The organism is Streptomyces sp. NPDC002835 (assembly GCF_053591995.1).
Genome location: NZ_JBSFUW010000027.1, coordinates 43,066 through 68,300, shown reverse-complemented (window position 1 = coordinate 68,300; position 25,235 = coordinate 43,066). Strand labels below are relative to the sequence as shown.

Below are 25,235 nucleotides of genomic sequence, written 5' to 3'. Positions count from 1 at the left end.
CCCGCGGTACGGGGCGGCCTGCGCGGCAACGCCCGTGCAGCGGCCTGCGGCGGGGCCGCGGCCGGGATTCGGCGCGTGCGCCACAGTCATGCGGACACCTCCGTGGTGTGTCGGTCGGCCCAGGCCGTCGACCTGGCGGGGTCGAAGGGGCAGCCCTTGCCGGTGATGTGCTGCTCGTACTCGTCCCTGAAGTACTTGAGCGAGGAGAAGATCGGCGACGCGGCGCCATCGCCGAGGGCGCAGAACGACTTGCCGTTGATGTTGTCGGCGATGTCGTTCAGCTTGTCCAGGTCCGACATGACGCCCTTGCCGGCCTCGATGTCGCGGAGCAGCTGGACCAGCCAGTACGTGCCTTCGCGGCACGGTGTGCACTTGCCGCAGGACTCGTGGGCGTAGAACTCGGTCCAGCGGGTGACGGCCCGCACCACGCAGGTCGTCTCGTCGAAGCACTGGAGCGCCTTGGTGCCGAGCATCGAACCGGCCGCGCCGACGCCCTCGTAGTCCAGCGGGACGTCGAGGTGCTCGTCGGTGAACATCGGGGTCGAGGAACCGCCGGGCGTCCAGAACTTGAGCCGGTGGCCGGGGCGCATGCCGCCGCTCATGTCGAGCAGCTGGCGCAGGGTGATGCCGAGCGGAGCCTCGTACTGGCCGGGGCTCGCGACGTGGCCGCTGAGCGAGTACAGCGTGAAGCCCGGGGACTTCTCGCTGCCCATGGACCTGAACCAGTCCTTGCCCTTGTTGAGGATCGCGGGAACCGAGGCGATGGACTCGACGTTGTTCACCACAGTGGGGCAGGCGTACAGACCGGCGACCGCGGGGAAGGGCGGCCGCAGCCGGGGCTGGCCGCGGCGGCCCTCCAGGGAGTCCAGCAGCGCGGTCTCCTCACCGCAGATGTACGCGCCGGCGCCCGCGTGCACGACCAGTTCGAGATCGAGTCCGCTGCCCAGGACGTCCTTGCCGAGGTAGCCCGCCTCGTACGCCTCGCGCACCGCCTCGTGCAGCCGCCGCAGTACGGGGACGACCTCGCCGCGCAGATAGATGAAGGCGTGGCTGGACCGGATCGCGTAGCAGGCGATCACGATTCCCTCGATGAGGGAGTGCGGATTGGCGAACAGAAGGGGGATGTCCTTGCAGGTGCCCGGCTCCGACTCGTCCGCGTTGACGACGAGGTAGTGCGGTTTGCCGTCGCCCTGCGGAATGAACTGCCACTTCATCCCGGTGGGGAAGCCCGCGCCGCCGCGGCCGCGCAGACCGGCGTCCTTGACGTAGGCGATCAGGTCGTCGGGGGTCATGGCGAGCGCCTTGCGCAGGCCCTCGTAGCCCTCGTGCCTGCGGTACGTCTCGAGCGTCCATGACTCGGGCTCGTCCCAGAAGGCCGACAGGACGGGCGAGAGGAGCTTCTCCGGGCTGCCCTCCGCCGCTGCCTCCGGCCGCGAACCGCCGCCGTATTCGGTGGACACGGTCATCACTCCCCCTCCTCGGCCACAGGTCCGGCCGGGTTGTCCGGGTCGGACGCCGAAGTCTTCTGCGGTGCGTCGTGCGAGCTCAGGTGCTCGGAACCGGGCCGGGGGGGCTCCTGCGGGGCCTCGCCGCGCGGGTGGACCACCCGCGCGGGGGCGGTCTCGCCCTTGGCGAGCCGCAGACCGATCAGCGACGCCGGACCCGCGCCGCCGGTCGCCTCGACGGCGCCGGGGCGCTCGTCGGGGAAGCCGGCCAGGATGCGCGCGGTCTCCTTGTACGTGCACAGGGGCGCGCCGCGGGTGGGGCTGACCTGCTCGCCGGCGCGCAGGTCGTCGACGAGCCGCTTCGCCGACTCCGGGGTCTGGTTGTCGAAGAACTCCCAGTTGACCATCACCACGGGCGCGAAGTCGCAGGCGGCGTTGCACTCGATGTGCTCGAGGGTGACCTTGCCGTCCTCGGTCGTCTCGTTGTTGCCGACGCCGAGGTGCTCCTTGAGCTCCTCGAAGATCGCGTCGCCGCCCATCACCGCGCACAGCGTGTTGGTGCAGACGCCGACCTGGTAGTCCCCGGACGGCTTGCGCCGGTACATGGAGTAGAAGGTGGCGACCGCGGTGACCTCCGCGGTGGTGAGGTCGAGCATCTCGGCGCAGAACCGCATGCCCGTGCGGGTCACGTGGCCCTCCTCCGACTGCACGAGGTGCAGCAGCGGCAGCAGGGCGGACCGGCTGCCGGGATAGCGGGCGATGATCTCCTTCGCGTCCGCCTCCAGCCGCGCTCGCACATCGGCCGGGTAGTCGGGCGCGGGCAGTTGCGGCATGCCCAGCGATACGTCCGTCATCGGTCGACGCCTCCCATCACGGGGTCGATGGACGCGACGGCGACGATGACGTCGGCGACCTGGCCGCCCTCGCACATGGCCGCCATGGCCTGCAGATTGGTGAACGACGGGTCGCGGAAGTGGACCCGGAAGGGCCGGGTGCCGCCGTCGGAGACGACATGGACGCCCAGTTCGCCCTTGGGCGACTCGACCGCGGCGTACGTCTGCCCGGCCGGCACCCGGAAGCCCTCGGTGACCAGCTTGAAGTGGTGGATCAGGGCCTCCATGGAGGTGCCCATGATCTTCTTGATGTGGTCGAGGGAGTTGCCGAGGCCGTCGGGGCCGAGCGCGAGCTGCGCGGGCCAGGCGATCTTCTTGTCCGCGACCATCACCGGGCCCGGCTCCAGCCGGTCCAGGCACTGCTCGACGATCCGCAGCGACTGCCGCATCTCCTCGAGCCGGATGAGGAACCGCCCGTAGGAGTCGCAGGTGTCGGCGGTCGGGACGTCGAAGTCGTAGGTCTCGTAGCCGCAGTACGGGTCGGTCTTGCGCAGGTCGTGAGCGAGGCCCGCGGAGCGCAGGATCGGTCCGGTCGCGCCGAGCGCCATGCAGCCGGTCAGGTCCAGGTATCCGATGTCCTGCAGACGGGACTTGAAGATCGGGTTGCCGGTGGCGAGCTTGTCGTACTCCGGCAGGTTCTTCTTGAGCGTCTTCACGAGCTCGCGGAGCTGGTCGACCGCGCCCGGGGGCAGGTCCTGGGCGAGTCCGCCGGGCCTGATGTACGCGTGGTTCATGCGCAGGCCGGTGATCAGCTCGTAGACGTCGAGAATGAGTTCACGATCACGGAATCCGTAGATCATGATCGTGGTGGCGCCCAGCTCCATGCCGCCGGTCGCGATGGCGACCAGGTGCGAGGAGAGCCGGTTGAGTTCCATCAGCAGGACCCGGACGACCGACGCCCGGTCCGGGATCTGGTCGTCGATGCCGAGAAGCCGCTCCACGCCCAGGCAGTACGCCGTCTCGTTGAAGAACGGCGTCAGGTAATCCATGCGCGTGACGAAGGTGGTGCCCTGCGTCCAGGTCCGGTACTCGAGGTTCTTCTCGATGCCGGTGTGGAGGTAGCCGATGCCGCAGCGGGCCTCGGTGACGGTCTCGCCGTCGATCTCCAGGATCAGCCGGAGCACACCGTGCGTGGAGGGGTGCTGCGGGCCCATGTTGACGACGATCCGCTCGTCGTCGGCCCTGGCCGCGGCCTGGACGACCTCGTCCCAGTCGCCACCGGTGACCGTGTAGACCGGGCCCTCGGTGGTTTCGCGTGCGCTTGCAGACGGTGTAGTCACGAGTACGACCTCCGCTGGTCCGGAGCCGGGATCTGGGCGCCCTTGTACTCGACGGCGATGCCGCCGAGCGGATAGTCCTTGCGCTGCGGGAAGCCCTGCCAGTCGTCCGGCATCATGATCCGGGTGAGGGCGGGGTGGCCGTCGAAGACGAGCCCGAAGAAGTCGTAGGTCTCGCGCTCGTGCCAGTCGTTGGTGGGATACACCCGCACCAGGGACGGGACGTGCGGGTCGCTGTCCGGGGCGGAGACCTCCAGCCGCAGGATCCGGCCGTGGGTGAGCGAACGCAGGTGGTAGACCGCGTGCAGCTCGCGGCCCTTGTCCTCGATGTAGTGCACTCCGCTCACGCCGGTGCAGAGCTCGAAGCGCAGCGCCGGGTCGTCCCGCAGCGTCCTCGCCACCTGCACCAGGTGCTCGCGCGCGATGTGGAAGGTGAGTTCGCCGCGGTCGACGACGGTCTTCTCGATCGCGTTCTCGGGCACCAGGCCCTGCTCCTCGAGCGCGCCCTCGAGTTCGTCGGCAACCTCGTCGAAGTAGCCGCCGTACGGGCGGGAGGCCGGACCCGGCAGCCGTACGGAGCGTACGAGCCCGCCGTAACCGGACGTGTCCCCTCCGTTGTTGGCACCGAACATCCCGCGCTGGACGCGGATCTCCTCGCCGTTCTCGCCGCGCTGCCCGGGGAGGTTCTGCTCGGAGAGCTCCTTCTCCGGGTTCGGCTGGTCACTCATCGTGTCCCCCTGGTGGCTTCTCCGCCCGCGCGGCGGAGAGGCGCGGCTTTCGTGTTCGTCTGCGGCCCGGCGGCCGCGCGGGCGTCGCTCACCGCAGCAGCCCCTTCATCTCGATCGTCGGGAGCGCCTTCAGGGCCGCCTCCTCCGCCTCGCGGGCGGCTTCCTCCGCGTTCACACCGAGCTTGGAGCTCTGGATCTTCTGGTGGAGCTTGAGAATCGCGTCCAACAGCATCTCGGGGCGGGGCGGGCAGCCCGGCAGATAGATGTCGACAGGGACAATATGATCAACGCCCTGCACAATTGCGTAATTGTTGAACATTCCGCCCGACGAAGCGCAAACCCCCATGGAAATGACCCACTTGGGGTTGGGCATCTGGTCGTAGACCTGGCGCAGGACGGGGGCCATCTTCTGGCTCACCCGGCCGGCCACAATCATCAGGTCGGCCTGGCGCGGTGAACCGCGGAAGACCTCCATGCCGAAGCGGGCCAGGTCGTAGCGGCCGGCGCCGGTCGTCATCATCTCGATGGCGCAGCAGGCCAGGCCGAACGTCGCAGGGAAGACGGATGACTTGCGCACCCAGCCCGCGGCCTGTTCGACGGTGGTGAGCAGGAATCCGCTCGGCAGCTTCTCTTCGAGTCCCATGGTGTGCTCCTCAGCTCCTCAGTCCCATTCCAGGCCGCCGCGCCGCCACACATACGCGTAGGCGACGAAGACGGTGAGCACGAAGAGCAGCATCTCCACGAGCCCGAAGATCCCCAGGGCGTCGAAGGTGACGGCCCAGGGATAGAGGAAGACGATCTCGATGTCGAAAATGATGAAGAGCATCGCCGTCAGGTAGTACTTGATCGGGAAGCGACCGCCTCCCGCGGGCGTAGGCGTGGGCTCGATGCCGCACTCGTACGCGTCAAGCTTTGCCCGGTTGTACCGCTTGGGACCGATAAGCGTGGCCATGACCACGGAGAAGATCGCAAACCCTGCCCCGAGGGCGCCGAGCACAAGGATGGGCACGTAAGCATTCACCCTCCTCGCTCCTTCCAGTCGTCCTTGACCGTTGGACCGCACCGGGCAACCGACTCACCGCCCCGCAGGTGACACCGACTTCCGAAGATCGCGACCGGGGGTCGCACTCGAAGATCGTGTACATGTGAGGCAGTTCACAAGCCCGACTGCCCCGCATCCTATGCCTGTCGGTCTGTGATCTGCGACACGGGGTCGGTCATGGAGTTTGTGATCTCCACCACCCGACGAAGGATCATGAAGTCGGATGAGCGGTGATCTTCACACGCGAAGCGCTCGACCGATCACGAGGTGTGACATCGGTGGTTGTTACCGCTGGTCGGAGCGAGGGTGCCCTACCAAGCCGTGGCGACTACACGCAAATTGGAGATGGACCGCATCGGGTGATATTGGACGGCGGGTCACCCGGCAGTGGCATCGGGCGGACCGCGGTGGACGCGAGCGCCGCTTTCACAAGCTCGCGAGCGCCCCGGCGTTGACCATTCTGTGACCTGCGCCACTCACTCAAGAGTTCAACAAAAGCGGGCTTGGCCATGGACGTAAAGCGGTGGTAAGCCACCGGCAATTCGGACTTTTTACGGAAAGCCCATGATCACAGCCCTGATCATGCATGCCCGGTTTGCCCGTTACGGCGTCAATAAGGGTCCATGCGCAGCGGATTCAGAGGTTCCGGTCGCAACTGTGGCGCAACACACGTTTCTTGAAGGGAACCCTGATGCCCTGATAGCGGTTGTCCCATGTCCCACACCGCTCACATACCCAGCCACCGGAAACCCCGCCGCAACGCCTCGAGAATGGCGATACGGGCCGGAGTTGCCGGTGGCTTCCTCAGCACCATCGCGGTGGCCGGTGCCGCCGGGCCGGCGAACGCCGAGCCGGTGACCGAGACCATCGAGATGCCCCTTCTCACCCCGGACGCCGTCACCGCCGTCACCCAGGCCGCCGAAGCCACCGAGCAGGTCGCCCTCGACCTCGAGCTCCGGGCGCAGTTGCAGGCCCAGGAGGACGCCGCCGCGGCCAAGGCCGCGAAGGCCGCGGAGAAGGCCAGGGCCGAGGCGGACCGCAAGGCCGAGGCCGAGAAGAAGAAGGCGGAGGCAGAGGCGCGCGAGCGCGCGGAGGCCGCCGCCCAGGAGCGCGCGTCCCGCGACTCCGAGCGCACCTCCCTCTCCGCGTACAGCTCCGCCGGCAGCACCGCCACGGGCAGCGCCGCGACCGTCGTCGCCTTCCTCAAGGCGCAGCTCGGCGACGCGTACATCATGGGCGCCACCGGCCCCAACGCCTGGGACTGCTCCAGCCTGGTCCAGGCCGCCTACCGCACGGTCGGCATCGACCTCCCGCGCGTCTCGCAGGACCAGTCCGTGGCCGGCACCCAGGTCGGCACGTCCAACCTGCAGGTCGGCGACATCCTCTACTGGGGCGGCGCCGGCTCCGCGTACCACACGGGCGTCTACATCGGCGACGGCAAGTACCTGGACGCCGCCAACCCCAGCAAGGGCGTCGTCATCCAGGACCTGTCGGGCTACCCGGCGAGCGGCGCGGTCCGCGTCCTCTGACGTCGCTTCAGCGCGTACGGCGTCCCCGGTGAGGTGAGTCGTGCGCAGCGCGCCTGGAAGGGCCGTCGCTCCCTCGGGGGGAGCGGCGGCTCTTTCGCTTGTCCGGGGGCGACCCCGGGCCCCGCTCCCGTGCCGGCCCTCCCCTGAAGCCCCTGGTGTCGACCCCGGGCGGTGCGTGCCGTCCGTGGTTAGCATCCGAGGGGGCGGCCCACCAAGGCACAGGGAGGCAACATGCGGCACGGACCCGGATCGCGGCTGTCGACGAACCGTTCACGGCTCGGCCACAAGGCGCGGTACGCGCTGCGGCACCCCCGGCGCGTGCTGCCCTATCTACGCCGCGCCGGCCGGGACACCTGGCTGCGGCTGCGCCACCGCGGCGGGCACATCGCGTACTACCGGGCGGTGATGGCGTCGGACACCGCGCGGAGCCCGGAGGCGGCGGTGGGCGGAGGGCCCTCCCACGACCGGTGGCTCGCCATCGGGCAGCTGCAGTTCGACTACCTGAAGGAACACGGGTTGCGGCCGCAGGACCGGATGCTGGAGATCGGCTGCGGCAACCTGCGGGCCGGATGGCGGTTCATCGACCATCTGGAGCCGGGCCACTACTACGGGATCGACATCTCGCCGGACATCCTCGTCGAGGCCAAGAAGACCCTCGTCCGCTACGGCCTCCAGCACAAGCTGCCGTATCTCACCCCCGTCGAGGACCTCAGGCTCGACTTCCTCCCCGACGCGGCCTTCACGGTCGTGCACGCGCACAGCGTCTTCTCGCACTCGCCGCTGGAGGTCATCGACGAATGCCTCGCCCACATCGGACGGGTGCTGGCGCCCGGCGGCTTCTTCGACTTCACCTACGACCGCACCGAGACCCGTGAGCACCAGGTCCTGGGCGAGGACTTCTACTACCGCACGGAGACCCTGACCCGGCTGGCCGCGCGGCACGGTCTCGTCGCCCGCTTCATGGACGACTGGGAGCGGCTGCCGCACGGCCAGTCGAAGCTCCGCGTGACCCACGCCGCCTGACCGGCGCCCAGCCGTCCCAGGGGCCTGTCGTTCGGATCAGGCCGGATCAGTGAGCGGGGTCTGGTGCATGGGGTCTCCCCAGGCCCGCCACCGGCCGAGGCATGGGTCTCCCCAGGCCCGCCAGGGCCGAGGGGACACATCGCAAGGCGGAGGGATGAGGGTCCCCCCGCGAAGGCAAGGGGAGAGTCCACGCGGTGGGGGCACCTCCCGTGCCTGAAGGGCTACGGGGGAGTCGGCGACTGACGGCAACCCAGCGAGGTGCGGTGCCAGGGCACGCGGGCCCGGCAAGCTCCGAACGAGAGGCCCCAGGCGTCGCCGGGCCCGGCGGCGGGCATGCATCCCGCGTCCTGGCCCGAGAACCCGGGAGCGTCCCGATGCCCTCCACCGTCCACCGCCTGGAAGCCGCCCTGTGCGCCGCCGCGGTGTGGCTGATGCTGACCGGGTGCGGGGGCCCGGAGTCCGACGACTCCTCCGCCGCCAAGCCCTCTGCGGCCCCGTCACCGCTGTCGTCCCCCTCTCCCCCGGTGTCCAGCGCCCCGGCTCTGCCCGAGCCGGCCGACGGCACGGACCTGACGGCCTGCGCGGACGGCCGCTGCGAGGTGGCGGTACGGGCCGGGGACACGATCGCCTTCACCGGCGACGAGGTCGCGCTGAAGAGCTTCACCGTGGTCCGCGTCGCCGGCAACGCGCTGACCCACAAGGCGGCCGGTCCCCCCGGCTACACCTTCAGCGGCAGCATGAGCGCCTCGGGCACCTCGGTCGTCAACGGCCTGAAGGTCAAGATCGTCGCCGTCGACGGCGACCGGGCCGTCATCCGCATGTCCTGACCGAGCGACCACGCGGCCTTGTCGGCGCTCCGGTCACGTCCCGCGCTCCCGCAGCCAGTCCTGGAACGTCTGCGTGCCCCGCGGGCCCGGGCCGCCGGGGAGCTGCGCCCCGGACGCCATCGCGCGGCCCGCGCGGCCGGGCAGGGGGACGGGGAGCACCAGGCGGCGCTCCCCGCGCAGCGGGAGGACGCGGCGCACCATGTCGAGGAGCTGTTCCTCGCGCGGGCCGGCCAGTTCGGGGGCCATGCCCTGGGGCGGGCCCTCCGCGACGGCGACGAGGGCGCGGGCGACCTCGCGGACGGCGACCGGCTGGGTGCGCATGCGTGGGACGAGGGCGAACGGGCCCGGCATCTGGTCGAGCACCTGGTCCGCGAACTCGTGGAACTGCGTGGCCCGCAGGACCGTCCACGGCACCGGACCGGCGGCCACGGCGCGTTCCTGGGCGAGCTTGCCCTGGTAGTAGCCGTGGCCGACGCGCTCGATGCCGACGATCGACAGCACGATGTGGTGCCGTACGCCCGCCCGTTCTTCGGCGGCGAGCAGGTTGCGCGTCTCGGCCTCGAAGAAGGCCACGGCCTTGGCGCGGCTGATGGTCGACACGTTGGCGGTGTCGATCACCGCGTCCGCGCCCGCCAGCGCCTCGTCCAGCCCCTTGCCCGTCGTGACGTCCACGCCCGCCGAGCGGGCGAGCACGACGGGCTCGTGCCCGGCCGCCCGCAGCTCCTCGACGACGTGCCGCCCCGCCGTCCCCGTACCGCCCGCTACCGCCACCCGCATCCCGGTCTCCTCCCGTCGTCCCCCGTCGGGGGCTCGGAGCCATCCTGCCGGTCCCGGGCCCGCGAGCCCGGGACCACCGGGCCGCCCGTCAGGCGGGCGGCGGGGCGTCGTGGAGGATGCGTTGGAAGAGGCGGTGGTCGCGCCAGGCGCCGGCGATGTGGAGGTAGCGGGGCGCCAGGCCGATGGGGGTGAAGCCGCACTTCTCCAGCACCCGTTGCGAGCGCGCGTTCTCCAGCAGGGTGGACGCCTCGATCCGGTGCAGGCCCAGTTCGTCGGCCGCGGCACGGCACACCGCGGTCACCGCCGCCGTCGCCAGTCCCCTGCCCTGCCGGTCGCCGGCTGTCCAGTAGCCGAGGGAGGCGCTGCAGAACGGGCCGCGGGTGATGCCGGTGAGGGTGATCGTGCCGACGACGCGCCCGTCGCCGGCCACCAGCAGCCACGGCACCAGGCGTCCCGCCTCGTACTCGCGCAGCCGCTCGGCGAGGCGGCGGGCCTGGCCGTCGACGGTGAAGAACTCGTCGGGGCGGCGCGGCTCCCAGGGCGCCAGGTGCTCCCGGTCGGCCGCGTACGCCGCGCACAGCGCCTCGGCGTCGCCGGGCGCGGCCGTACGCAGCGTCACGTCACCGGGGAGCCCGGCGGGGAGTCCGGCCGGGTTCACGCCTTCGGGGCGACCTTGGACAGGCCGTTGATGATGCGGTCCATCGCGTCGCCGCCCGTCGGGTCGGTCAGGTTGGCCAGCATCTTCAGCGTGAACTTCATCAGCACCGGGTGGGTCAGTCCGCGCTGGGTCGCGATCTTCATGACCTTCGGGTTGCCGATCAGCTTCACGAAGGCGCGGCCCAGAGTGTAGTAGCCGCCGTAGGTGTCCTTGAGGACCTTCGGGTAGCGGTGCAGGGCCATCTCGCGCTGGGCCGGGGTCTGCCGGGCCTGGGCCTGGACGATGACGTCGGCCGCGATCTGGCCGGACTCCATCGCGTAGGCGATGCCCTCGCCGTTGAACGGGTTGACCAGACCGCCCGCGTCGCCGACCAGCAGCAGACCGCGGGTGTAGTGCGGCTGGCGGTTGAACGCCATCGGCAGGGCCGCCCCGCGGATCGGGCCGGTCATGTTCTCCTCGGTGTAGCCCCAGTCCTCGGGCATCGACGCGCACCAGGCCTTGAGGACCTCGCGCCAGTCCAGCTCCTTGAAGGAGGCGGAGGTGTTGAGGACGCCGAGGCCGACGTTGGACGTGCCGTCGCCCATGCCGAAGATCCAGCCGTAGCCGGGCAGCAGCCGGTCCTCGCCCGGTCCCCGCCGGTCCCACAGCTCCAGCCACGACTCGAGGTAGTCGTCCTCGTGGCGCGGCGAGGTGAAGTACGTCCGGACCGCGACGCCCATCGGGCGGTCCTCGCGGCGGTGCAGACCCATGGCGAGGGAGATCCGGGAGGAGTTGCCGTCGGCGGCGACGACGAGCGGGGCGCGGAAGGTGACCGGGGTCTTCTCCTCGCCGAGCTTGGCGTGCACCCCCGTGATCCGGCCGGTGCGGTCGTCGATGACCGGCGCGCCGACGTTGCACCGCTCGTACAGCCGCGCGCCCGCCTTCTGCGCCTGCCGGGCCAGTTGCTCGTCGAAGTCGTCGCGCTTGCGGACGAGACCGTAGTCCGGGTACGAGGCGAGATCCGGCCAGTCGAGCTGGAGCCGCACCCCGCCGCCGATGATCCGCAGGCCCTTGTTCCGCAGCCAGCCGGCCTCTTCCGAGATGTCGATGCCCATGGCGACCAGTTGCTTGGTCGCGCGCGGGGTGAGGCCGTCGCCGCAGACCTTCTCGCGCGGGAACGCGGTCTTCTCCAGCAGCAGCACGTCCAGTCCGGCCTTCGCCAGGTGGTACGCGGTCGTGGAGCCGGCCGGGCCCGCCCCGACGACGATCACATCGGCAGTGTGCTCGGTGAGGGCTTCGGTCACGGCGGCTTCTCCCGAGGATTCGATGGGGCTTTGTCGATATCGCGTACCGAACGGCACAGGACAGGTGCAGTCTTGTGCAGTCTAAGGTGGCGTACCGATCTACCGACCGAAGGGCTCCGTCTATGACCAGCAGGCCGCTCCCCGTCATACAGCTGCGGGTCCCCACGGACGAGGACGCCGTCGCCTGGCACCGGGCCTTCGACGACCCGGACGTGATGGAGTTCCACGGCGGGAAAGCGGCCGAACTGTCCGTCTACGAGGAGCTCACGGCCCGCCAGCGCCGGCACGACGCCGAGCACGGATTCTGCCTCTGGACGATGCTCGACGAGCAGGGCGACGTCATCGGCTTCACCGGCGCCCAGCCGTGGCCGCACGAGAACTTCGGCCCCGTCGGCGAGATAGAGATCGGCTGGCGGCTGGCGCGCGCCGCGTGGGGCAAGGGGTACGCGACCGTGGCCGCCCGCACCACGCTGGAGCGGGTACGGGCGGCGGGGGTGGAGCGGGTCGTGGCGATGGTGGACGCCCGCAACGAGCGTTCCATCGCCGTGACGCGGCGGCTCGGCATGGAGCTCGCGGAGACGTTCATGACTCCGACGTCCCAGCAGCAGGGCTTCTGCTTCCGGCTGGAGCTGGGTGCCGCCCGGCCGTGACCGGCCGGGCGGCCCCTTGGCTCAGCCGAGCTCGAACGTGCTGACCGCGGTGGAGAACACCAGGTCCCTGGCCGGGTCCCAGTGGTCGGCGCGGACGGCGGCGAGGATCGCGTACTCGGTGCCGTCGGCGGCGACGAACGCCTGGTCGATCACATGGCGCCGCAGGGGGCTCTCGTCGGGCTCGGGGATGTGGGTGAACTCCCAGATCGCGCCCGGCCGTCCCTGGTAGGTGTTCTCCTCCAGCCGGACCCGTTCGTAGTCGCTCTCGGTGTTCGCCAGGTGCTTCTTCTCCAGGCCGGTGAAGTTCTCGTAGCTGGTCATCGGTGTGTCCCTGACGATCCCGACCTGGATGTACGCACCGCCGGTGGGCGCCTCGTAGAAGATCTGGCTGCCGGTCTGGCGGCGGGACCAGCCGTCCATCACGCCGATGGTGAACCCGGCCGGGTCCTGCTTCAGCACGAATCCGGCCGGAAGCGCGGCGTCGGCGCCGGACGCGTCGGACGCGTCGGGGGACGGCTCGGCGGACGGAGTGGTGGGCGCTGCCGAGGGCGGCGGGGTCGGCGAGGGGGAGGCGGACGCCTTGGCGTCGGCACCGGGCGTTCCGGCGATCTCGATCGACGGGTCGGCCCGGTCCTCCCGGTCCTGAAGCATCAGCACGCCCGCGGTCGCGCCACCGCCGACGACGAACGCCGCGGTGAGCGTGGCCGTCCACACCATGACGCGCCGCTTGCGGCCCCCGTCGGCGGCGGGCTCGTCGTACGCGCCGGGGAGCGGGGGCTGCGGCGCGTACGGCGCGGGTACGTAGGCCGCGGCGCCGCCGTCCACGCTGGTGGGGGTCGGTACGGGGGCGGCGACACCGGCCGGGGGCGCGGGCGTGGCCGGCAACGGCGCGGTCTCGTCCAAAGCAGGCGGGGCCTGCGCGGGGGCGGGGCCGTAGGGGGTCATGGGGGCCTGGCCGGGGGCGGGCAGGACCGGCGCGGGCGGAGCCTGCCCGGTGGCCGAGCCGCCGGCCCCGAGGCGCAGCAGCACCGGGGCCAGCAGCAGCGAGCCGCCCACCCACAGCAGACCGAACAGCAACGCGTCCGGAACGCTCGGAGCCACCTCGGTCCTGCCCAGGCCGCCCAAGTCGCCGAAGGCGCCCGCCAGATCGGAGGTGATTCCGCTGAAGCCGGTGAACACCAGGATCAGCCCGAGCGCGAACGCCCCGGCCAGCACCTGCTCACGCCGGTCGGCCGAGCGGCGGGCCGCCCAGATGCCGATGGCCAGCGCGCTCACCACGCCCAGCGCCACCATGCCGGTCACGGCGCCGCCGCCCCACTCGTCGCCGATCTCGCCGAGTCCGACGGTGCCGCGCTCCATGGCGGAACCACCCCAGCCGACGCTGCCCCGGAAGCTGTACTCCACGGGCACGCCCCAGCTCAGCCCGAGGACCGCGAAACCGATGTTGGGCAGGATCGGCAGGGCGAGGAGCAGCGCCGTCCCGTCGACGTCCTCGGTGTTCGCGTAGACGACGAAGCCGACCAGCGAGCACAGCGCGACCACCGCGCACACCGCGCCGATCGCCGTGCTCAGCGCACGCACCGCCGACCCGGCGGCCGGGCGCTCTGCGAGCCGCGCCGCCAACCGGTCGCGCTGCAGCACCCCGGCCGTCACCGCGAGGGAGATCACCAGCGTGCCGAGCGCGGCGAGCACGGGCGACGACGACACCTCCACCCCCAGGATCTCGGGCTGCGCGAACAGACCGAGGACCAGCACCACACCCGTGACGAGCACGGAGACACGGACCGCCGCCTCCAGGCCCTCGCCGCGGCGGCGCAGCATCCGGGCCGCCAGCCAGAGCGCCCCGATCAGCAGCGCCGTCACCGTCAGCGGTACGAGCGAAAGCGTTACGGCGCCCTGCACGGCGTCGTCCGATCCGGAGGAGCCGAAGCCCGAGCCGAAGCCGGAGCCGGAACCGTACGCGTCGCCGAATTCGGAGTAGGAACCGTCGGAGCCGTCCGGGCCGTACTGCGACGGTCCGGACGCCTTCAGTTCGAAGTCACCGCCGACACCCTGGAGCAGCAGGGCCAGGGCGATACGGAGCCGGTCGCTCCAGCCGACGACGACCTCGTCGTCCTGCCCGTACGAGGGAACGGCCAGCGCGATCGCGAGCCCGAGCAGCAGCCCGGCCGGCCAGAGCGCGGCCTTGGCGGCCGGCAGCCAGTCGCCCCGGAAGGCCCGGCCGAGGAAGGCGCCGAGGGGCGACGGCTGCGCGGGGCCGGGCCCGTGCGCGGGCGGCGGCGGAGTGGCCGGAGGCTGGGGTGCGGCCGGTGGCGGGGGTGCGGCCGGAGGGGCCGTCGGAGCCGCTGCCGGTGGCGGTGGCGCGGTCGGTACTTCGGGCAGCCGCTCCTTCCCGCATTTCATGCAGAAGCGCGCCTCATCCGGGGATGGGGTGCCGCAGTGCTGGCAGAACGACGCCATGGGAAGACTCCGAAACGGCAGACAGGGACGGGAAGATGAAGCTCAGAAGCAAAAGACGGAGGGGAGCGGAGACGAGAGCGGGCGGACCGGCACGGCTGTATGCGGTCGTAGACCACTGACTCATCTTCACCAACGGCCGGTTCCCGTCAACTCGGCCCGGGCGCAAGGGAAGTGGTCGGCCGGCTCAGAACACGGAGAGGCCGGTCAGCGTCGTGAAGCGGTCCAGCGCCGCCATGCCCGCCACCGAATTGCCGCGCGCGTCCAGCCCCGGGCTCCAGACGCACAGGGTGCACCGCCCCGGCACGACCGCGACGATCCCGCCGCCCACCCCGCTCTTGCCGGGCAGCCCGACCCGGTAGGCGAACTCGCCGGCCGCGTCGTACGTCCCGCAGGTCAGCATCACAGCGTTGATCTGCTTGGCCTCGCTGCGGGTGAGCAGCCGCGAGCCGTCGGCACGCAGTCCGTGGCGGGCCAGGAAACGCGCGGCCAGGGTCAGGTCGGCGCAGCTCATCTCGATCGAGCACTGCCAGAAGTAGTGGTCGAGCAGCGTCGGCACCGGGTTCGCGATGTTGCCGTACGAGGCCATGAAATGGGCGAGCGCGGCATTGCGGTCGCCGTGCGCGGACTCCGACTCGGCGACCTCGGGGTCGAAGGCCAGCTCCGGATTGCCGCTCTCCTGCCGCAGGAACTCCAGCAGTTCGCTGCTCGCGTCGCCGGTGAGGGTCTGCAGCCGGTCCGTGACGACGAGGGCGCCCGCGTTGATGAACGGATTGCGCGGGACGCCGTTCTCGTACTCCAGCTGCACCAGCGAGTTGAAGGGGTTGCCGGAGGGCTCGCGGCCGACGCGCTCCCACAGGGTGTCGTCGCCCTCGGCCAGGGCGAGCGCGAGGGCGAACACCTTGGTGATGGACTGCGCGGAGAAGGGCTGCTCCCAGTCCCCCACCCCGTACACCTTGCCGCTCACGTCGGCGACGGCCATGCCGAAGCGCCGCGGGTCGACGCCCGCGAGCGCCGGAATGTACTCGGCGGGCGTGCCGCTGCCGATCAGCGGGGCGACGTCCTCGGCGATCTGCTCCAGAACCGCCTGGTAGTCCACGGCGATTCCGTGAAGTTCCATGCCCGTTGCCTACCGGGGCTTGGTGCCGCGGTGCATCGCCACGATGCCGCCGGACAGGTTGCGCCACGCGACCTTGGACCAGCCGGCCTGCTGGAGGCGGCGCGCCAGGGCGGGCTGGTCGGGCCAGCTCTGGATCGACTCGGCGAGGTACACGTACGCGTCGGGGTTCGAGGAGACCGCGCGGGCCACGGGCGGCAGCGCCCGCATCAGGTACTCCTCGTAGACGGTCCGGAACGGAGCCCACGTCGGGTGCGAGAACTCGCAGATCACGACGCGTCCGCCCGGCTTGGTGACCCGGTGCAGCTCGCGCAGCGCCGTGTCCGTGTCCTGCACGTTGCGCAGCCCGAAGGAGATCGTCACGGCGTCGAAGACGTCGTCGGCGAACGGCAGTTTCGTCGCGTCGCCCGCGGTGAGCGGCAGCCAGGGGTTGCGCTGCTTGCCCTCGCGGAGCATCCCGAGGGAGAAGTCGCAGGGCACGACGTACGCCCCGGTGGCGGTGAACGGCAGGGACGAGGTGCCGGTGCCCGCCGCCAGGTCGAGGACCTTCTCCGCGGGACGGGCGTCGACGGCCTTCGCGACCTCCTTGCGCCAGCGGCGGTCCTGGCCGAGCGAGAGCACGTCGTTGGTGAGGTCGTAGTTCGCCGCCACGTCGTCGAACATCGAGGCGACTTCGTGCGGCTGCTTTTCCAGGGAGGCTCGGGTCACGGACCCATTGTGCAACCCGGCCCGCTCCCGGACGGACCAGGGGGCGGCCCCGCCGCGCCGGAACCCTGCCCCGGCGCCCGCTGTCGTATGAACGCGCACGCAACCTTTTCCGCCCGCCGGTGCTCAAGGAACGGATGACAGCGCGGAACGGACGATCATCACCACGGAGGGGCGGGCGCCGATGCCACCCGACAGCGAGCTGGACTTCGAGGCATTCGCCAGGGCGAGCCAGCACAGGCTCTACCGGACCGCGTATCTGCTGAGCGGCGACGCCGACGCGGCACGCGATCTCACCCAGACGACCCTCGCCAAGCTGTTCCAGCACTGGCGGCGGGTGGCCGCCGCCGATCACCCCCACGCCTACGCCAAGACCGTGCTCACCCGGACCTTCCTCTCCGAACGGCGCCGCGGCCTGCGGGACCTGGTGGCCCACAGACATACCGACACGCCGGCCCCGCCCGGCCACACGGAACTGCGGGTGACGCTCCTGGCCGCGCTGTCCACGCTGCCGCCGCGCAGCCGGGCCATGGTCGTCCTGCGGTACTGGGAGGACCTGAGCGTCGCGGCGGTCGCCACCTTGATGCGGTGCAGCGAAGGCACGGTCAAGAGCCAGTGCTCACGTGCGCTCTCCCGGCTCCGCGGTGAGCTGGGCGAGGCCGAGATCTACACATCGGAGAGGTGAGGAACACCGTGCACGACCAGGAACACACCGAGGACCGGACCGTCCTGCTGGTACGGGACGCCATGGACCGGGCGTCCGACGACCTCCCCCCGCTGCCCGACCTCGTCGGCCCCGCGCTCGCCGAGGGGCGCCGCCGCAGATTCCGTACGCGGCTGGCGATCGCGTCCGGTGTGCTCACCGTCGCGGCGATCGGCACGGCCGGGGCCGTGGCGGGCCTGCCCGGAGGGGGACATGCGGCACCGGCGGCACCGGCCGCCACGGTCTCACCGTCCCCGCCGCCACCGACGACCGCCTCGCCCGCGCCGTCGTTCCCCCCGGTCCACATCGAGCCGTCCCCGGGGGAGAAGTCGATGGCCGACCTCCCCGAGGCGGAGCGGGCACGTCAGGAGGGTTTCCAGCAACAGGCCGTCGGCGTCCTGCGGGAGCTGCTGCCCGAGGGCGTCGGCACCGTGCAGCGCACGGACCTCCACGTCAGGCAGTACCAGGTGACGCAGGGCGAGAAGGAGTTCGTGCTCATCTTCTCGGTCCGGCCCCACGATCCGAGCCGTCCGGAGAAACCGTGCCTCGACGGCGTCAAGGACATGGTGTGCAGGCAGGCGACGCTGCCGGGCGGCATCGAGGCCCGGGCGATCACCGCGCCCGTGAACTCCGGCCAGGTCACCGGTACCTGGGTGAGCTTCCGCTACGGCAGCAGCGACGTGTCACTGTCGCTGAACCCGCACGACGCGTCGCAGACCTCCGCTCCGGTCACCAACGAGCAGTTGCTGGCCGTCGTCGCCGACCCCGCCTTCCTCGAACTGGTCCGGGTCGCGGACGAACAGCCGATGGAGGAGCGGCAGACGTCCGTCCGGGGCGGCTGACACCCCGCGGCAACGACGCTGAGCCCGCTACCTGCTCCGGTGGACCAGCCGCCCTTCGATGACGGTGGCCACGCAGGTCGAGGCGCCGCGCCGGACCAGTTCGGCCCGGTCCGCCACGTCGAACACGGCGAACCGGGCTGGGCCGCCCGGAGTCGGCCCGGGCAGCAGGACGAGCGGCACCGGAGAGAACGACGGCGGTCCCGGCAGTCTGGGGGGCCGTCCGCCCACCACGAGCCCGGCGCGGCGCACCGCGTCCAGGGCGGGCCTGCTGCGCAGTTCGCCCGCGATCGCGACCGTTCCGTGCGCCAGCATCCGCTGGACGCCGCGCCGTGCGCTCGCGCCCCGGCGTGACGGGTCGATCCGGAAGAGGGCCTGCGCGCGCTCTCCGGTGACCGGCTCTGTGCCGTACCGGTCGGCCTCGCGCGGGTCCGGGTGGTAGGCGGCTTCCAGCAGCTCGGGCCCGTACGGGTTGAGCAGCCCGGCGGTGAGGATGCCGGGCCACCGCCGTACCCGTGCCTGCGGGCGGACCGCGGCCAGGTCCTCGTACGGGCCGACGGCGGCGATGTGCGCACCGTCGACCAGAACGGCGAGTTCCGGCGAGGCCTCCGCGACGTGGATCGTCAGCACGGCCGCGTCAGTTCGCGGGGAGCAGCTTCAGCTCCGGGTGGGCCGTACCGCCCTCGATCGCCGTGGAGGAGAAGTGCGAGACGACCCGCTCGTCGACCGGGTCGTCCGCCGGGTCGTCGTGCACCACGATGTGCTCGTACGTCGTGGTCCGCTGCGCGGGCACGCGGCCCGACTTGCGGATCAGATCGATGATCTCCATGCGGTTGGAGCGGTGCTTGGCGCCCGCCGAGGAGACGACGTTCTCCTCCAGCATGATCGAGCCGAGGTCGTCCGCGCCGTAGTGCAGCGACAGCTGGCCGACCTCCTTGCCGGTGGTCAGCCAGGAGCCCTGGATGTGCGCGACGTTGTCGAGGAAGAGCCGCGCGACGGCGATCAGGCGCAGGTACTCGAAGAGCGTGGCCTGCGTACGGCCCTTGAGGTGGTTGTTCTCCGGCTGGTACGTGTACGGGATGAAAGCGCGGAAGCCGCCCGTGCGGTCCTGCACGTCGCGGATCATCCGCAGGTGCTCGATGCGCTCGGCGTTCGTCTCGCCGGTGCCCATCAGCATCGTGGAGGTGGACTCCACGCCCAGGTTGTGCGCGATCTCCATGATCTCCAGCCACCGCTCGCCCGACTCCTTGAGGGGGGCGATCGCCTTGCGCGGCCGCTCGGGCAGCAACTCGGCGCCGGCGCCGGCGAAGGAGTCCAGACCGGCTGCGTGGATACGGGAGATCGCCTCTTCGACGGACACCCCGGAGATCCTGGCCATGTGCTCCACCTCGGACGCGCCGAGCGAGTGGATCACCAGCTGCGGGAACTCCTTCTTGATGGCCGCGAAGTGCTTCTCGTAGTACTCCACCCCGTAGTCGGGGTGGTGGCCGCCCTGGAACATGATCTGCGTGCCGCCGAGCTCGACGGTCTCCGCGCAGCGGCGCAGGATGTCGTCGAGGTCGCGGGTCCAGCCCTTGGCGGTGTCTTTCGGCGCTGCGTAGAAGGCGCAGAACTTGCAGGCCGTGACACACACGTTGGTGTAGTTGATGTTGCGCTCGATGATGTACGTCGCGATGTGCTCGCTGCCCGCGTACCGCCGGCGGCGCACGGCGTCGGCCGCCGCGCCGAGGGCGTGCAGCGGAGCGGAGCGGTAGAGCTCGAGCGCTTCCTCTGCCGTGATCCGGCCGCCTTCGGCGGCACGGTCCAGGACGGGCTGAAGATCGGCCTTCTCGGTCACCGGGCGTCACCCTTCGGCGGTTTTCTGCTGATTCCACGGACCGGGCCAGGCTACGCCACCGCCCTGGCCGGCCCGTCAGCCGGGCTTCTTCGTGAGGGTGGCGGTCGGGCGGCCCGCGGCATCCTCGTGCGACTGGTAGCGCAGCGTCCCGTCCTCTGCGAGCGTGAGGTCCAGGACCGCGTCGCCGCCGGTGCACGGGCCCTGTGAGGCCCGCTCGGTGTCCGTGCGTTCCTCGATCCGCAGCTTGCGGGCGGTGCTGCCGGCGGCGAGCCTGCCGACGCCGTGGCACTCGACGGTCACCCTCAGCACGGAGAGCGAGGTGGTCGTACGGACGACGTCCTCGCCTTTCTTCCCCTCGGTGACCGTGACCGTGATGGTGCCGTGCGGCACCCCGCTCTGCTCGATCGACGGACCGCTCCAGGTGCCGACGAACTCCTTGGGCACCTCGTCGACCGGCTGGGCGGCGCCGGCGGCCGGCGGTGACGCGGAGGCCGACACGGAGGGCGGCTGCGCCCCGACGTTCCCCGTGTCCGCGTCGCCGCCGCCGCGCCAGGTGTTGAGGAGGAGCCCGGCGCCGACCGTGACGGCGGCGAGGGCGCCCGCGACGGTGAGCGCGAGGGTGCAGCTGACCGTCCGGCCGCCGACGGAGAGCGAGAGGCCGCCGGTGGAGGGCTGGGTGGGACCGGAGGGCTGCGCGGGGTCGGCAGGCTGTGCCGGATTCGGCGGCCGCGGACCGGGCTGCGGCCCCCATGCGGTCGGCGGCTCCCCCGGCGTACCCGGTTCGACCGGCGGTCCGAAGACGCCGATGGCGGGACTGCTGAAGTCCACGGGCCCCGAGGCACCCGGCTCGACGGCCGACGCGGACGGCGGCACCGGTCCGGTCGGCTCGGGCGGCAGCAGCGGTCCGGTCGGCTCGGGCGGCGGCAGCGGCAAGGAGTCCAGATGCAGCAGCTCCACGGCCGCGCGGCTGATCTGCTCGACCAGCGGCCCCGGCAGCCATCCGGCCGCTCCCGCCGTCCCCTCCGGTCCGGCCGGCACCGCCGCCAGCCGGTCCGCGACCTCGTCGGGGCCGGGCCGGGCGGCCGGGTCCTTGGTCAGGCACGCGGCCACCAGATCCCGCAGGTCGCCGTCGAGCTCGCCCAGTTCGGGTTCCTCGTGCACCACCATGTAGAGCAGCGCGGCCGAGGAGTCGCCAGGGAAGGGCGCCTCGCCGGTCGCCGCGTACGCGAGGACCGCGCCGAGCGAGAAGACGTCGGCGGCGCCGGTGACGCCCTTGCCACGGATCTGCTCGGGGGCCATGTAGCCCGGCGAACCGACGGACACACCGGTGGAGGTGAGGGACGCGGTGCCGTCCATGGCGCGGGCGATCCCGAAGTCGATCAGCCGCGGCCCCTCCAGGGTCAGCAGCACGTTGGACGGCTTCACGTCCCGGTGCACGAGCCCGAGCGCGTGCACGGCGGTGAGCGCCCTCGCCAGTTCGAAGCCGAGCACGCGGACCGACGCGTCGGGCAGCGGGCCGTGTCCGGTGACCGCCTGGGAGAGGGAGGGGCCCGCGACGTAGCCGGTCGCGACCCAGGGCACGGGCGCGTCCGGGTCGGCGTCCAGGACGGGCGCGGTCCATTCCACGCCGACCCGCCGCGCCGCCTCCACCTCGCGCCGGAACCTGGCCCGGAACTCGTCGTCGAGCGCGAAGTGCGGGTGGACGACCTTGACGGCCACAGTGCGCCCGCCGGCGCTGCGGCCGAGATAGACGCGTCCCATCCCGCCCGCGCCGAGCCTGCCCAGCAACCGGTACGCGCCGATGCCGCGCGGCTCCCCCGGATCCAGCGGCTGCATCCGCACTCCCCCGTTCGGCCCCCTGCGCACGTCGGGGCTCAGCCTAGGGGGTGTCACTCGCCGAGGAGTTCGACCTTCACGTCCGCCGGGAAGCCGGTGCTCGGGCCCGTCCTGCGGGCGAACTCCTTCACACCCTCCAACTGGTCCGGCCCGAAACGGAAGTCCAGTGTCGTGAAGTACCGTTCCAGCAGTTCCGCGTCGAAGGCCTCCCAGCGCGCGGCCTGCTCCGCGACCTTGCCGACCTCTTCGAGGGACAGGTCCCGCGAGGCGAGGAACGCCTCGTGCACCTTGCGGACCACGCCCGGTTCGCGTGCCAGGTACTCCTTGCGCGCCGCCCACACGGCGAAGACGAACGGCAGCCCCGTCCACTCCTTCCACATCTGTCCGAGGTCGTGCACCCGCAGACCGAGCCGGGGGGCGTCGTGGAGGGAGGCCCGCAGCGCGGCGTCGCCGATGAGGACGGCGGCGTCGGCCTCCAGCATCATCACGCCGAGGTCCGGCGGGCACGTGAAGTAGTCGGGGGTCACTTTGTACTGCTCGGCGAGCAGCAGCTGGGCCAGCCGTACGGAGGTGCGGGAGGTGGAGCCGAGTGCGACGCGCGCGCCGTCGAGCTGCTCCAGCGGGAGCTGCGAGACGATCACGCAGGACATCACCGGGCCGTCGCAGCCGACGGCGAGGTCGGGAAAGGCGACGAGTTCATCGGCATTCCGCAGGAATTCCACCAGCGTGACGGGCGAGATGTCGAGTTCTCCGCGCACCAGCCGCTCGCTGAGCTTCTCCGGCGTGTCCTTCGTCAGTTCGAGATCGAGGAGAGTTCCGGTCCTGGCGAGCCCCCAGTAAAGGGGGAGGCAGTTCAGGAACTGGATGTGACCGACGCGCGGCCTGCTGCGAAGGGGGTCGGTTGCTGTGCTTTCTCCAAGACTGTCCACATCGTGAGGCTAGACCCGGACCCCTCCCGCGCCGCCGCCGGGTGGCCGCGACGTTCCGGCGCGCCCCGTCCGAGCTGGGCTTCGTCAGCCCGGACGGGCGTGATCAAACGTTCGGGTGACGTGATCTTTCCCTCTACCGCTGCGCACACGCTGCGTGCTAGGCTCGACGCAAGTTGCAGTTTGGTTTCCCTTGCAGTACAGAGCCTGCGGAGCATGTAACCCGCAGGCTTTTGTAGTTTTCAGACTTCTTGCAGGTTCTGGAGCAGGGCAACCCTTTGGCCCATAGGAGGGCTTATGGCTACCGGAACCGTCAAGTGGTTCAACGCTGAAAAGGGCTTCGGCTTCATCGCCCAGGACGGCGGCGGCCCGGATGTCTTCGTCCACTACTCCGCGATCAACGCGTCCGGGTTCCGCTCCCTCGAGGAGAACCAGGTCGTGAACTTCGACGTCACCCAGGGCCCGAAGGGCCCGCAGGCGGAGAACGTCACCCCGGCCTAGTCAGCCAGGGTCGGCGATCGCGCACGACTGAGCAGTACCCAAGGAGCCTCGCCCCGTACGGTCGTACGGGGCGAGGCTCCTGCCTTTGGGCGCGCCCGCGACAGGACTGCCGCAAGCGGGCTCAGCCGCGCCGGCCGTCGTAGAGGGACTCGATCTCCGCCGCGAAGTCCCGGGCGATCGCCGCGCGCTTGAGCTTCAACGACGGGGTCAGATGGCCGCTCTCCTCGGTGAAGTCCGCGGCCAGCACCGTGAAGCGGCGGATGGACTCGGCCCGTGAGACCAGCCGGTTCGCCTCGTCCACCGCGCGCTGCAGCGCCTCCAGGAGTTCCTCGTCCCGCACCAGCTCGGCCAGTGGCAGATCCGGCTTCTTCTTCATCCGCCGCCAGTGGTCGAGCCCGTCCTCCTCGAGGGTCAACAGGGCGGTGATGTAAGGGCGGTCGTCGCCGACGACCATGCACTGGGCGACCAGCGGGTGGGCGCGCAGCCAGTCCTCCAGCGGGGCGGGGGCGACGTTCTTGCCGCCGGAGGTGATGATGATGTCCTTCTTGCGGCCGGTGATCGTCAGATAGCCGTCGTCGTCGAGGGCCCCGAGGTCACCGGTCGGCAGCCAGCCCTCCGCGTCCGTCAGCGGGACCGCCGTGCCGCTCTCGGAGTCCCAGTGGCCGCCGCAGACCTGGCCGCCGCGCAGCAGCACCTCGCCGTCGTCGGCGATGCGCACCGCGGTGCCGGGCATCGGCCAGCCGACCGTGCCGAGCCGGGGCCGCAGCGGTGGGGTGACCGTGGAGGCGGCGGTGGTCTCGGTGAGGCCGTACCCCTCGAAGACCTCGATGCCGGCGCCCGCGTAGAAGGAGGCGAGCCGGCGGCCGAGCGGTGAGCCGCCGCAGATCGCGTACCGCACCTTGCCGCCGAGGGCCGCGCGGATCCGACGGTAGACCAGCGGGTCGTACAGTGCGCGCGCCGCCCTGAGGCCGAGCGACGGGCCCCGTCCGGTGCCGTGCTCCGCGGCCTCGACGGCCTGCCCGTACCGCTGCGCGATCTTGGCGGCGCGGTCGAAGGACGCGGCCCTGCCCATCTTCTCCGCGGTGGCCCGGCCGGTGTTGAAGACCTTCTCCAGCACATACGGGATGGCCAGCAGGAACGTCGGCCGGAAGCCCGCCAGGTCCGCGAGCAGGTCCTCGGTCCGGATGGACGGGGCGTGCCCGAGCCGGACGCGGGCCCGCAGACAGCCGATGGCGACCATGCGCCCGAAGACGTGCGACAGGGGCAGGAAGAGGAGGGTGGAGGCTGGCTCCTTGCTGACCGACTTGAAGACGGGGTGCAGGAGTTCGATCGCGTTGTCGACCTCGGCGAAGAAGTTGGCGTGGGTGAGCACGCAGCCCTTGGGGCGGCCGGTGGTGCCCGAGGTGTAGATCAGCGTCGCGATCGAGTCGGGCGAGAGGGACGCCCGGCGGGCGGTGACGACCGCGTCCGGGACACGGGCCTCCTCGCCGGCCTTCCGGAGCCGGGCGATGCCCCCGGTGTCGAACCCCCACAGATGGACCAGGCCGGGCAGTTGTCTGCGCTCGCGGCTGATCAGCCTGGCCTGCTCGGCACTCTCGACGGCGCAGGCCACGGCGCCGGAGTTCTCGAGGATCCAGCGCGCCTGGAAGGCGGACGACGTCGGATAGACGGGGACGGTGACGAGTCCGGCGGCCCAGGCGGCGAAGTCGAGGAGCGTCCACTCGTACGTCGTACGGGACATGATCGCGATCCGGTCGCCCGGCTCGAGTCCCTCGGCGATCAGGCCCTTGGCGACGGCGACGACGTCCTCGGCGAACCGCGCCGCGGTCACGTCCTGCCAGACCCCGTCGGCGTCCTTGCGGCTGAGGACCGCGTCGTCGGGGGCCTCGCGGGCGTTGCGGAAGGGGATGTCGGCGAGGGATCCGTCGGTGACGGGCGGCACCAGCGCCGGCACGGACACCTCCCGTACCACGCCGTTGACCAGCTTCTTGTGCGGCTCCACCGGCGCGGGCGCCCCGGCGGGGAGTACCAGATCGGCTGACACGTGCGGCTCCTCGTGACGGTTCCGGGTGTGGCGGGCGGAGGTGGGGGCAGCGCTCAGGCGCGTTCGGGGATCGCGGCCCGGCGACACGTCGTCGGCGGCATCTCGACCAGCTCCTGACTCCTGAGTAACCTTACTGGG

General features: G+C 71.3%; 24 protein-coding genes. 7 read left to right on the top strand and 17 right to left on the bottom strand.

Annotated features, from left to right (window positions below; translation table 11 throughout):
- Nucleotides 1–86: 86 nt before the first annotated feature.
- The 6 genes from nuoF to ACWD01_RS25745 all read right to left on the bottom strand — a co-directional run bounded on the left by nuoF (nucleotide 87) and on the right by ACWD01_RS25745 (nucleotide 5,364).
- A complete protein-coding gene (gene nuoF, locus ACWD01_RS25770) occupies nucleotides 87–1,469 on the bottom strand; it encodes an NADH-quinone oxidoreductase subunit NuoF (RefSeq protein WP_451165166.1) in 1,383 nt (460 codons plus the stop codon).
- Complete coding sequence (gene nuoE / locus ACWD01_RS25765; protein WP_451165165.1) at nucleotides 1,466–2,299, bottom strand: NADH-quinone oxidoreductase subunit NuoE; 834 nt, start codon at nucleotides 2,297–2,299, stop codon at nucleotides 1,466–1,468. Before nuoE ends, nuoF begins: the two co-directional genes overlap by 4 nt.
- Nucleotides 2,296–3,618, bottom strand: coding sequence for an NADH-quinone oxidoreductase subunit D (locus ACWD01_RS25760; RefSeq protein ID WP_451165164.1), 1,323 nt, complete (start codon nucleotides 3,616–3,618; stop codon nucleotides 2,296–2,298). The genes nuoE and ACWD01_RS25760 overlap by 4 nt, the downstream gene beginning before the upstream one ends.
- The gene (locus ACWD01_RS25755) at nucleotides 3,615–4,343 is read right to left on the bottom strand and encodes an NADH-quinone oxidoreductase subunit C (protein WP_451165163.1); all 729 of its coding nucleotides are present in this window, start codon (nucleotides 4,341–4,343) and stop codon (nucleotides 3,615–3,617) included. Before ACWD01_RS25755 ends, ACWD01_RS25760 begins: the two co-directional genes overlap by 4 nt.
- An 88-nt stretch (nucleotides 4,344–4,431) precedes the next feature.
- Entirely contained in the window at nucleotides 4,432–4,986 is a 555-nt protein-coding gene (locus ACWD01_RS25750; protein WP_031141109.1) for a NuoB/complex I 20 kDa subunit family protein, read from the bottom strand.
- A gap of 18 nt (nucleotides 4,987–5,004) precedes the next feature.
- A complete protein-coding gene (locus tag ACWD01_RS25745; RefSeq protein WP_451165162.1) occupies nucleotides 5,005–5,364 on the bottom strand; it encodes an NADH-quinone oxidoreductase subunit A in 360 nt (119 codons plus the stop codon).
- A gap of 734 nt (nucleotides 5,365–6,098) precedes the next feature.
- On the opposite strand from ACWD01_RS25745, the gene ACWD01_RS25740 reads away from it, so the two are divergent.
- The 3 genes from ACWD01_RS25740 to ACWD01_RS25730 all read left to right on the top strand — a co-directional run bounded on the left by ACWD01_RS25740 (nucleotide 6,099) and on the right by ACWD01_RS25730 (nucleotide 8,764).
- A complete protein-coding gene (locus ACWD01_RS25740; RefSeq protein ID WP_451165161.1) occupies nucleotides 6,099–6,914 on the top strand; it encodes a C40 family peptidase in 816 nt (271 codons plus the stop codon).
- Nucleotides 6,915–7,145: 231 nt separating this feature from the next.
- Nucleotides 7,146–7,937 carry a class I SAM-dependent methyltransferase gene (locus tag ACWD01_RS25735; RefSeq protein ID WP_451165160.1) on the top strand — a complete coding sequence of 264 codons (792 nt, stop codon included), beginning with the start codon at nucleotides 7,146–7,148 and terminating at the stop codon, nucleotides 7,935–7,937.
- 374 nt (nucleotides 7,938–8,311) lie between these two features.
- Entirely contained in the window at nucleotides 8,312–8,764 is a 453-nt protein-coding gene (locus ACWD01_RS25730; protein WP_451165159.1) for a hypothetical protein, read from the top strand.
- A 33-nt stretch (nucleotides 8,765–8,797) separates the two neighbouring features.
- Here the strand turns inward: ACWD01_RS25730 and ACWD01_RS25725 are convergent, their stop codons facing one another.
- The 3 genes from ACWD01_RS25725 to ACWD01_RS25715 all read right to left on the bottom strand — a co-directional run bounded on the left by ACWD01_RS25725 (nucleotide 8,798) and on the right by ACWD01_RS25715 (nucleotide 11,482).
- Entirely contained in the window at nucleotides 8,798–9,541 is a 744-nt protein-coding gene (locus tag ACWD01_RS25725; protein ID WP_451165158.1) for an SDR family oxidoreductase, read from the bottom strand.
- A gap of 88 nt (nucleotides 9,542–9,629) precedes the next feature.
- Nucleotides 9,630–10,199 carry a GNAT family N-acetyltransferase gene (locus ACWD01_RS25720; RefSeq protein ID WP_451165157.1) on the bottom strand — a complete coding sequence of 190 codons (570 nt, stop codon included), beginning with the start codon at nucleotides 10,197–10,199 and terminating at the stop codon, nucleotides 9,630–9,632.
- Nucleotides 10,196–11,482 carry a geranylgeranyl reductase family protein gene (locus ACWD01_RS25715; RefSeq protein ID WP_451165156.1) on the bottom strand — a complete coding sequence of 429 codons (1,287 nt, stop codon included), beginning with the start codon at nucleotides 11,480–11,482 and terminating at the stop codon, nucleotides 10,196–10,198. The genes ACWD01_RS25720 and ACWD01_RS25715 overlap by 4 nt, the downstream gene beginning before the upstream one ends.
- A gap of 122 nt (nucleotides 11,483–11,604) precedes the next feature.
- Between ACWD01_RS25715 and ACWD01_RS25710 the strand changes: the two genes are divergently transcribed.
- Complete coding sequence (locus ACWD01_RS25710) at nucleotides 11,605–12,132, top strand: GNAT family N-acetyltransferase (protein ID WP_451165155.1); 528 nt, start codon at nucleotides 11,605–11,607, stop codon at nucleotides 12,130–12,132.
- Nucleotides 12,133–12,153: 21 nt separating this feature from the next.
- On the opposite strand, the gene ACWD01_RS25705 is transcribed toward ACWD01_RS25710, so the two are convergent.
- The 3 genes from ACWD01_RS25705 to ACWD01_RS25695 all read right to left on the bottom strand — a co-directional run bounded on the left by ACWD01_RS25705 (nucleotide 12,154) and on the right by ACWD01_RS25695 (nucleotide 16,414).
- Complete coding sequence (locus ACWD01_RS25705) at nucleotides 12,154–14,592, bottom strand: zinc ribbon domain-containing protein (RefSeq protein ID WP_451165154.1); 2,439 nt, start codon at nucleotides 14,590–14,592, stop codon at nucleotides 12,154–12,156.
- A 184-nt stretch (nucleotides 14,593–14,776) separates the two neighbouring features.
- A complete protein-coding gene (locus ACWD01_RS25700) occupies nucleotides 14,777–15,709 on the bottom strand; it encodes a glutaminase (protein WP_451165153.1) in 933 nt (310 codons plus the stop codon).
- Between the two features lie 9 nt (nucleotides 15,710–15,718).
- On the bottom strand, nucleotides 15,719–16,414 hold the full coding sequence (locus tag ACWD01_RS25695) for a demethylmenaquinone methyltransferase (protein ID WP_451165152.1): 696 nt from the start codon (nucleotides 16,412–16,414) through the stop codon (nucleotides 15,719–15,721).
- A 181-nt stretch (nucleotides 16,415–16,595) separates the two neighbouring features.
- On the opposite strand from ACWD01_RS25695, the gene ACWD01_RS25690 reads away from it, so the two are divergent.
- Nucleotides 16,596–17,096 carry a SigE family RNA polymerase sigma factor gene (locus ACWD01_RS25690; RefSeq protein ID WP_451165151.1) on the top strand — a complete coding sequence of 167 codons (501 nt, stop codon included), beginning with the start codon at nucleotides 16,596–16,598 and terminating at the stop codon, nucleotides 17,094–17,096.
- Nucleotides 17,097–17,104: 8 nt separating this feature from the next.
- The gene (locus ACWD01_RS25685; RefSeq protein ID WP_451165150.1) at nucleotides 17,105–17,956 is read left to right on the top strand and encodes a hypothetical protein; all 852 of its coding nucleotides are present in this window, start codon (nucleotides 17,105–17,107) and stop codon (nucleotides 17,954–17,956) included.
- Nucleotides 17,957–17,983: 27 nt separating this feature from the next.
- Here the strand turns inward: ACWD01_RS25685 and ACWD01_RS25680 are convergent, their stop codons facing one another.
- The 4 genes from ACWD01_RS25680 to ACWD01_RS25665 form a co-directional block, all read right to left on the bottom strand.
- Complete coding sequence (locus ACWD01_RS25680; RefSeq protein ID WP_451165149.1) at nucleotides 17,984–18,583, bottom strand: imidazolonepropionase-like domain-containing protein; 600 nt, start codon at nucleotides 18,581–18,583, stop codon at nucleotides 17,984–17,986.
- A 7-nt stretch (nucleotides 18,584–18,590) separates the two neighbouring features.
- A complete protein-coding gene (gene mqnC, locus ACWD01_RS25675) occupies nucleotides 18,591–19,790 on the bottom strand; it encodes a cyclic dehypoxanthinyl futalosine synthase (RefSeq protein WP_451165148.1) in 1,200 nt (399 codons plus the stop codon).
- Nucleotides 19,791–19,865: 75 nt separating this feature from the next.
- Nucleotides 19,866–21,626, bottom strand: coding sequence for a serine/threonine-protein kinase (locus ACWD01_RS25670; protein ID WP_451165147.1), 1,761 nt, complete (start codon nucleotides 21,624–21,626; stop codon nucleotides 19,866–19,868).
- Nucleotides 21,627–21,679: 53 nt separating this feature from the next.
- Nucleotides 21,680–22,555, bottom strand: coding sequence for a menaquinone biosynthetic enzyme MqnA/MqnD family protein (locus ACWD01_RS25665; protein WP_451165146.1), 876 nt, complete (start codon nucleotides 22,553–22,555; stop codon nucleotides 21,680–21,682).
- Nucleotides 22,556–22,849: 294 nt separating this feature from the next.
- Between ACWD01_RS25665 and ACWD01_RS25660 the strand changes: the two genes are divergently transcribed.
- The gene (locus tag ACWD01_RS25660) at nucleotides 22,850–23,053 is read left to right on the top strand and encodes a cold-shock protein (protein WP_003967102.1); all 204 of its coding nucleotides are present in this window, start codon (nucleotides 22,850–22,852) and stop codon (nucleotides 23,051–23,053) included.
- A gap of 121 nt (nucleotides 23,054–23,174) precedes the next feature.
- On the opposite strand, the gene ACWD01_RS25655 is transcribed toward ACWD01_RS25660, so the two are convergent.
- On the bottom strand, nucleotides 23,175–25,097 hold the full coding sequence (locus ACWD01_RS25655; RefSeq protein WP_451165145.1) for an AMP-dependent synthetase/ligase: 1,923 nt from the start codon (nucleotides 25,095–25,097) through the stop codon (nucleotides 23,175–23,177).
- Nucleotides 25,098–25,235 lie beyond the last annotated feature (138 nt).